Origin of the sequence: Rothia nasimurium (assembly GCF_928381705.1) — a bacterium.
In the GTDB taxonomy this organism is placed as follows: Bacteria; Actinomycetota; Actinomycetes; order Actinomycetales; family Micrococcaceae; genus Rothia; species Rothia nasimurium_G.
Window position 1 is genome coordinate 1 of record NZ_CAKMSR010000029.1, and the last position, 1,313, is coordinate 1,313.

General features: G+C 51.0%; 1 protein-coding gene. It reads right to left on the reverse strand.

Features of this window, described 5'->3' with window-relative positions; genetic code table 11:
- Positions 1–28: 28 nt before the first annotated feature.
- A protein-coding gene (locus tag L6762_RS11850) for an IS3 family transposase (protein ID WP_237187491.1) occupies positions 29–1,242 on the reverse strand; the annotation gives its coding sequence in 2 pieces (ribosomal slippage) (positions 29–963 and positions 963–1,242; 1,215 coding nt in all).
- Between the last annotated feature and the right edge of the window lie 71 nt (positions 1,243–1,313).

Below are 1,313 nucleotides of genomic sequence, written 5' to 3' on the forward strand. Positions count from 1 at the left end.
TGATATGTACTGGCTTTAGTTCCGACAATTATAAGACCACTAAAGCACCATCAACCACCTCCTGCGGAGTCCGATAACCAAGACTCTGATGCAACCGACCAGCATTCCACCAAGCAACCCAAGACGCAGTCTCAACCTCCAACTGACCAACTGAAGCAAAAAGGCGATTCCTCACCAGCTCAGCCTTATAAGCACCATTCACACTCTCAGCCAGAGCATTATCATACGAATCACCAGTAGAACCGACTGATAACTGCACTCCTAGTTCTTTCAAACCAGCAGTGTAATCCTGCGCAATATACTGCGAACCACGGTCAGAATGATGCACAATCTGCGTTAGATCAGAGCCACCCTTCTTCGCTTCAAAAAGCGCCTGCTTCAACGCCGTCAAAGGCATCCCCAGAGTATGCATGGTCGAAGAAACACCCCAACCCACAACCTTCCGGGAAAACACATCAGTAATGAAGGCCGTATAGCAGAAACCTGAATAGGTTCTGACATAGGTAAAATCTGCTACCCAAAGGCGGTTAGGCGCATCAGCGGTAAAGTTACGCTGAACCAAATCAGGACGGTCATCAATCACTGTGGCCGCTCTGGTGGTCATAGGTTTACGACCCCGATGAGCACCAGCAACACCGGCTATTTTCATGAGTCGGTAGGTCTGATCCCGACCAATATCCCAGCCGGCACGCCTCATGGCGTGCCACATCTTGCGCACACCATACACGCCATAATTCTCTTCATGGATTTTCACCAGTTCAGGAATCAGAAGTTGGTCCTTCAAAGTACGTGCTGCAGGAACACGAGCCTTAGCGGCGCGGTAGCCGCGTGAGGTGATGAAACCACCAGCGAGGTTTTCTTGTAGTGCGGTGCAGATGTTCTCAACCCCGAAACGGTTCCTATACCTATCGATATAGCGGATCATGATCGGGCTGGACGGTCGAGTTCTGCCGCGAAAAAAGCTGATGCTGTTCGTAGAATCTCGTTGGTTCGCTTGAGCTCGGCGTTTTCTTTGCGCAGGCGTCGGTTTTCGGCTGCCATATCAGTGGTGGTGCCGGGGGTGTTACCAGCATCGATTTCGGCTTGTTTGTGCCATTTTCGTAAGGTTTCAGGGCCGATGCCGAGGCGTTCTCCGATGTTTCGGCAGGCGGTGTAGATGCCTGTGTCGGGGTTGTTTTCGAGGTGGTCGGCCAGTAGGCGTAGGGCTCTTGTTTTGAGTTCTTGGGGGTATTTGGTGGGCATGGGTGAAGTTCCTTTGCTCTTTTTTGTTTGTTTCCAATGTACGGGGTCGGAACTAAACCCAGTACATATCA